A 6111-nucleotide genomic window follows, 5' to 3' on the forward strand; every position below is an offset into this window, starting at 1 on the left:
TAGATTGCGGGTGGCTTTTCAAGCGCCTTCGAGTTTCAGCTCCCAATACCCGACGTCGATCCAGCGCCCGAACTTGAAGCCGACCTCGCTGAAGTGGGCGACTTTGTTGAAACCGAATTTCTCGTGCAAGGCCACGCTTGCCGGATTGGGCAGCGCGATGCCGCCAATGGCCATGTGAATGCCGGCCTCGGCCAGGCGCGCCAGCAAGGCGGTGTACAGCGCCGCCCCGTGGCCTTTGCCGCCGTGGCCGGGCAGCAGGTAGATCGAGGTTTCGGCGGCGAAGCGGTAGGCGTGGCGCACGCGCCATCTGGTGGCGTAGGCATAGCCGGTGATGGTGTCGCCATCGGTGAGCACCAGGAACGGCAGCGCGCCGCCCTGGATGTCGGCGATGCGGCTGGCCATGGCCTGCTCGCTGACGCTTTCTTCTTCAAATGACACGCTGGTGGTAAGGATGAAGTGGTTATAGATCGAAACAATTTCGGCGGCATCGCCGGCTGCGGCATCGCGAATATTCAAGCAGGACTCCCATGGTGAGTGATTAATTTTTCGGCAGCGCCCGCGCTTGCGACGCCGTTCCTGCCCAATTGTATTAGTATTCATGCCTTGAGAAACGGCATGACGCCCGTTTCATCGCTCCGACCCGAGGTGTTATTTGAAGAGATTGATCCTGTTGGCCGCCGCTGCGCTGCTGGCCGGCGGCGCCGCCGCTGCCGCGCAGGCGGCCATTCCCGTGTACGGCTTCCTGGTCAAAAATACGTACCCGCACGATCCGGACGCATTTACCCAGGGCCTGTTTTATACCGATGGCATTTTGTACGAAAGCACAGGGCTGAACGGCAAGTCCTCGGTCCGCAAGACCGACCTGAAGACCGGCAAGGTGCTGATGAAGACCGACATCGCCTCCGACTACTTCGGCGAAGGCATCACCGATGTCGGCAACACCATCGTCGGGCTGACGTGGACTTCGCACGTCGGCTTTGTGTTCGACAAGGCCACGCTGAAGATGAAGCAGACCTTTTCGTATCCCGGCGAAGGCTGGGGCCTGGCCAATAACGGCAGCGATGTGTTCATGAGCGACGGCAGCGCCGTCATTCGCGTGCTCAATCCCAAGACCCTGGCCGAAGTGCGGCGCATCCAGGTCACCGCCGAGGGCAAGCCGATCGACCGCCTCAACGAGATGGAGTGGGTCGACGGCGAACTGTATGCCAATGTGTGGGGATCGGACGTGATCGCGCGGATCGACCCGGCCAGCGGCAAGGTGGTCGGCTGGATCGACCTGGCCGGCCTGCTCGATGAAAAGAGCCGCGCGAGCGGGACGGCCGATGTGCTGAACGGCATTGCCTACGACGGCAAGAAGAAGCGCCTGTTCGTCACCGGCAAATTGTGGCCCAAGCTGTTCGAGATCGAACTGGTGCGCCGCCAGCCGCGCTGAACGCTACAGGCAGATATGCAGGGTGTTGCAGAGCATGTTCAACATATCCGTTCCCAGGATCGGTGAGCGGAACAGCTTGTGCTCGCCCGGCACGATTTTTTGTGCCAGTGGTTGCGCCAGTTCCAGGCCATTTTCACTGTTGGTCAGCATCACAAAACCGTCTCCGGTCCGGGCGGAGGCCATCACGAAGGCGCGGTAGCCGGTATTGTTTCCCCAATGCCAAATATACGAGGCGTCCCGGTCGCGCTCGATTCCCCATCCCAAGCCCCAACTCAGGCCCAGGCCCGCGTCGACCGGCACTGGCGATGCGCTCAACTGCGCCAGGATCTCGTCATCGCCGAGCAGCGCGACCAGGAATTTGCCATAATCGGCCGCCGAGGTGTGGAGAGAAAAAGCGGCGTTCGGCTCATTGAGCGCCATGCCCGCCCTCGGTGCGCCATTTGCCTTGGTTCCCGGCATCAGGTTCGGGGCGATGCGTTCGCTCCATGCATAGTCGCTATGGGTCATGCCCAAGGGCGTGAATACCTGGGCGCGCATGAATCGGTCGAGCCGCTGGCCGGTGATGGCCTCCACCGCGCGCTGCAAGAGCACGTAGCCTTCGCCCGAATACTGCCATGCGGTTCCGGGAACGGCCTCGAAACGCAACGGCCCGGACGCCCAGTTCGGCAATCCCGAGGTGTGGTTCAGCACCATGCGCGCGGTAATGGCGGCAAGTCGCGGGTCGGTCACCAGTTCGGACGGCTGCGCTTTCAGCGGATCGAACTGGTGCCGGTAAGCTTGCGGCAAATACCTCGTGAGCGGCGCGTCGAGTTCCAGTCTTCCTTGCGCCGCCAGCTTCAGTACCGCATACGCGAACACCGGTTTACTGAGCGAGGCCGCCTGAAAAACGCTGTCGGCATTGACTTGCAGCGCCGGCGTGCAGCCGCTCGCCGCATCGATCGACGCAAGCTGGCCTTGCCTGATGACCGCCACGGCCACACCGCACACATGGTGCTGTTCGGCGAGAACCTGCAAGGTGTCGCGCACGTTCAGCGACGCCAGATCGATCCGGTTGGAAGAAGCGCATCCGGACAAGCATAGCGATATCAGGAGGGCAGGGATGGGCAGGGCCGACAATATCGTCGGCCTGGACGCCGGCACGCGCTTCGATTGCATTGGAACCTTTTAATGATCGACACTCCCGGCATCGTAAGATATCGGGGATCAGGGTTCAAGCATTGTTTTGATGAGCGCGCCGTCAAGGCTCGATGGTCAGCGCAAAATCGCCCTGGTCGGCAAAATCGGGCATGCGCGCCTGGCGCAAGGCCATCAGCAGCGGCAGCGGCGAGCAGGTAAAGCGCACGGTCTTGTGCTGCGCGTACATGCGCACCTGGTGCGACGCCAGTTCGAACGCCAGCACCTCGTCCAGATGCGGAATGGCGAGCGCCTGGGTGCGCAGGAACTCGGCGAAATTGAGCGCTTCTTCGGTGGCAAACGGTTCGGGCGGGCGGGTTTTCCAGAACGCCCGCAGCAGCGCCAGAAACGCGGGCTCGCCGAGACTGAGCACAATGAGGCGGTAACTGAGCGTCATCGAATCGACGATGGTCCCGCTGCGCACCGCCGCCACCAGCTGGCGCAGGACGGCCACGCCATTGTCGGCGTCGAACACTTGCGCGAAGGGCGCATCCGCATCCGATTCGAGCACACGCCCGGCCAGGGCGCGCTCCCACTCGGTCGGCGAGGGCAAGGCGCTGTCGGCCGCCGTGATCTTGCGGGCCTTGGCGCGCGGCGCGCCGCAAGCGACTTGAAGGCGCTTGCTGCGCTCGTCCCACAGCTGGCGCAAGTCGAGCAACTGCGCGCGCAGCTCGCGCTCGGCGATGGCGCGCGCCGGCATATAGGAGGGCACGATCTCGAAAATGAGGGCCTTCAGGTTCGGCAGCCGTGGCAGCACCGTGTGCGCCAGCTGCATCAGCTTGGGCGGCACCAGGCCGGAGTGGGCGTCGAGATAATATCCGTCGAGATGGTCGCCGCCGGCCAGATGGACTTCGCACACGCGCTCCAAGGGCATTTCATCGAGCGCCGCCAGCACGCCCTGGCGGCCATTCTTTTCGTTGCACCACAGGTTATGCAGGTCGAGCAGGATGGCGCAATCGGCATCTTCGGCGATCGCGCCGAAAAAGGCGCCGTCCGACATTTCGCCATGCACCGGGCGCAGGTAATTGACGCCGGTTTCGAACGCAAACGGGACCGGCAATTGCGCGCTCAGGGCGCGAATATTGGCCGCTGCCAGCGCCACCGTTTGCGCGCTTTGCACGGGAGGAAGCAAAAAGCCGGTATTGAAAACGCCGCCGGCGCCGTCGACCCGCGAAAAACTCAGGTGTTCGCTGGCCCAGGACGCGTCCAGCGCCTTGACCACATCGACAAACAGCGCCACCTGGTCTGGCTCGGGCGGCACGCTGCCGCCGAGCGGAAAGCCGACGCCATGCACCAGTTTCGGATGCGGATCGGCGCACAGCTGCGCCAGCACATCGGCATTGACCGCGTACGGCACTCCGGCGGCCGCCGACTTGAACCATAGCGGCTGGGGCTCGATTTCGATGACGTCGATCAGCTCGTGCGCGGTCTCGATGAACGCTTCGAGGCCGGGCAGGCAAACCATGCCGACGCCGGTTTCGGGCAGGTTGCGCATGTCAGGGCGAGAGCTGGTTTTGCGCCAGCCCGGTCGCTTGCAGCGCCAGGTTGGCGTCGACGATGAAACGGCGCTGGATATCGTAGCCGATATCGAAGCCCGAGGTGCAGGCCGGGCAGCCGAGTTGGCCGAGCAGCTCTTTCTGGACGCGCTGGAACTGGTCCAGGTCGAAATATACCTGGCTCGGCAGCGAAACGCTGACGGCCCGGTCGATGGCTTGTGTGGCCAGGGTGGTACGCAGATCGACGGCGTTGGTATCCATGATGTGACGCTCCTGTGTAATGTGTGATTGTCCCCTCGAAAATGCGGCGCATTTCCCCGACAGCACGGCCTCGGCGCTAATGCTGAGGCTGGCTGCTGTTAGAAGTATAGGCATCACCTTTCACGCGCCTTGCATCAAGTGCACCGACTTTGCGCGGCATCAAAGGCCAGTGCGGAACGTCTTTGATTCGCGACACTTCACATGTTTTTGATGGCGCTCGTCCGGATCGAGGCACGCTGCAACACGGCCAGCACCTGGCCGGGGTCGCAGCCATAGATGCCCGCGCCCCAGGCCGCATTTTGCTCCACGCAGGCCCAGCCCAGGCCGGCGATGGTGCCGATGTCGACCACGGTGGCGGCCGGCAGGTCGACGGCCGGGTCGGCCAGCAGGCGCGCGATGAACTCTTGAACTTGCGCATCTTCCTCAAGGGTGCTGTGGAAACCGGCGTCACGCTGCAAGTGGCCCGCGCGCGAATAGACCGACCAGGTGCGCAGGGTGCGATCGAGGATGAAGCAGCGAAATTCCTTTTCCCAGGTAACGACCTCGGACACCAGCACCGGCATGTCCTCCTCATACTCCGGGGGCAGGTCGGCGCCGCGGTAGACGGCGGCCGGAAAACTCTTGTCGTTGGGCGGCTTGACGAAGGCTGGCGCCGCCAGCTGGCGCGCCTGGCCCAGCGTACACAAGGAAATGGCGCGCTTGCGGTAGTCGATCGGCAGCCGCACCAGCCAGTCTTCGGCCGGGTTGAGCAGCTCCAGGCCCAGTTCCGCCGCCAGCGTGGGGCCGAACAGCGCTTCGCCGTACAGCACCGGATCGGGCAATGCCTGCAAAGGGGACGGCACGCGCCAGCTGGTCAGGCGTTCGACTTGCCAGCCGAGGCCGGCGGCGGCTTTCCACAGGGCTTGGGCGTCGTCGGTGTAGCGGGGCGTGAGGATCAGGGTTGGCATGGTGGGAACGTCGGGCGTGAGTTGTCGGACCACATCTTACCGGATCGGCCCGGTGGGAATATGCTGTTGCCTGATACGGTTGCGCGCTGGCTCCGGGATGCGCAGCATGTCTGGCAGGCCGGCGTCGCGACCCGTGCGGCAGCACGACAGCATCAAGTCCTCCTTTTATCCCGGCGCCGCCACGCGGCCCCGCCGAGCAGGGTCAGGCCGCCCAGCAGCATGGCATTGCTCGACGGCTCCAGAACAGCAATGACGCCCGTGGTCATGTCAAGGCTGACATTGCGGGTGTGCAACTCCCATCCCGGGTATCCCCATGCGTTGGTATACATGCACACGGTGACGCCGGCGCCCCATTGGGCATTGTCGAGAGCGGCATTGATGCCGGCAAAGTCCGCAGCGTTCGAGGTGCGGAAACACCGAAGACGACCGCAGTTTCAATCTTCGCCTGGATGCCCATGGCAAGCCGAAACTTCTCGAGCTGAGGAAAAGGGGGGGCTGATCAAATCCACCCTTGCCGTGATCACCAGATTCGCCATCATGAGCGTGCAAGGCGGGTTTTTCGACCGTCGTTGCAACGTCAATCAAGAAGGTGATTAGCGCTGATCTTCAGCTAACCGACACCACGCTTCGGTTCGGTTGCCCGTGGCGACAGCAGCGTACAAGAGGCGCGTCAAAATGGTCGACAAATCGAAGCGCCGGTTAAATCGATACTGAGCCTCGGCCAAATAGAGAAAACCATATTTATCGAAATTGAAAGCATGGTAGGTTCCGCCGGTGGCGGTTTTCAGGTTACTCAGAACGG

At 63.0% G+C, this 6111-nt stretch carries 7 protein-coding genes and 1 pseudogene; 1 reads left to right on the forward strand and 7 read right to left on the reverse strand.

All coding sequences use genetic code 11. The annotated features are described in order from the left end of the window. Positions 1-18: 18 nt before the first annotated feature. Positions 19-516 carry an arsinothricin resistance N-acetyltransferase ArsN1 family B gene (locus tag F1735_RS03930; protein WP_229505620.1) on the reverse strand — a complete coding sequence of 166 codons (498 nt, stop codon included), beginning with the start codon at positions 514-516 and terminating at the stop codon, positions 19-21. A 136-nt stretch (positions 517-652) separates the two neighbouring features. Between F1735_RS03930 and F1735_RS03935 the strand changes: the two genes are divergently transcribed. Next, complete coding sequence (locus tag F1735_RS03935) at positions 653-1432, forward strand: glutaminyl-peptide cyclotransferase (RefSeq protein ID WP_167235705.1); 780 nt, start codon at positions 653-655, stop codon at positions 1430-1432. Positions 1433-1435: 3 nt separating this feature from the next. On the opposite strand, the gene F1735_RS03940 is transcribed toward F1735_RS03935, so the two are convergent. The 6 genes and pseudogenes from F1735_RS03940 to F1735_RS03965 form a co-directional block, all read right to left on the reverse strand. Further along, positions 1436-2587, reverse strand: a complete 1152-nt coding sequence (locus tag F1735_RS03940; RefSeq protein WP_167235706.1) for a serine hydrolase domain-containing protein — start codon at positions 2585-2587, stop codon at positions 1436-1438. An 82-nt stretch (positions 2588-2669) separates the two neighbouring features. Then, on the reverse strand, positions 2670-4100 hold the full coding sequence (locus tag F1735_RS03945) for a multinuclear nonheme iron-dependent oxidase (RefSeq protein ID WP_167235707.1): 1431 nt from the start codon (positions 4098-4100) through the stop codon (positions 2670-2672). Position 4101: 1 nt separating this feature from the next. Then, positions 4102-4362: a hypothetical protein gene (locus F1735_RS03950; RefSeq protein ID WP_167235708.1), complete on the reverse strand. Its 261-nt coding sequence runs from the start codon at positions 4360-4362 to the stop codon at positions 4102-4104. Positions 4363-4559: 197 nt separating this feature from the next. Next, positions 4560-5309, reverse strand: coding sequence for an ATP-grasp domain-containing protein (locus tag F1735_RS03955; RefSeq protein ID WP_167235709.1), 750 nt, complete (start codon positions 5307-5309; stop codon positions 4560-4562). Between the two features lie 152 nt (positions 5310-5461). Next, positions 5462-5638: a PEP-CTERM sorting domain-containing protein gene (locus F1735_RS03960; protein ID WP_167235710.1), complete on the reverse strand. Its 177-nt coding sequence runs from the start codon at positions 5636-5638 to the stop codon at positions 5462-5464. A gap of 264 nt (positions 5639-5902) precedes the next feature. Then, a pseudogene (locus F1735_RS03965) lies at positions 5903-6111 on the reverse strand (IS1595 family transposase); the annotation flags it as partial.

This window comes from Massilia genomosp. 1 (assembly GCF_011682185.1).
Lineage (GTDB): Bacteria > Pseudomonadota > Gammaproteobacteria > Burkholderiales > Burkholderiaceae_D > Telluria_A > Telluria_A rubra.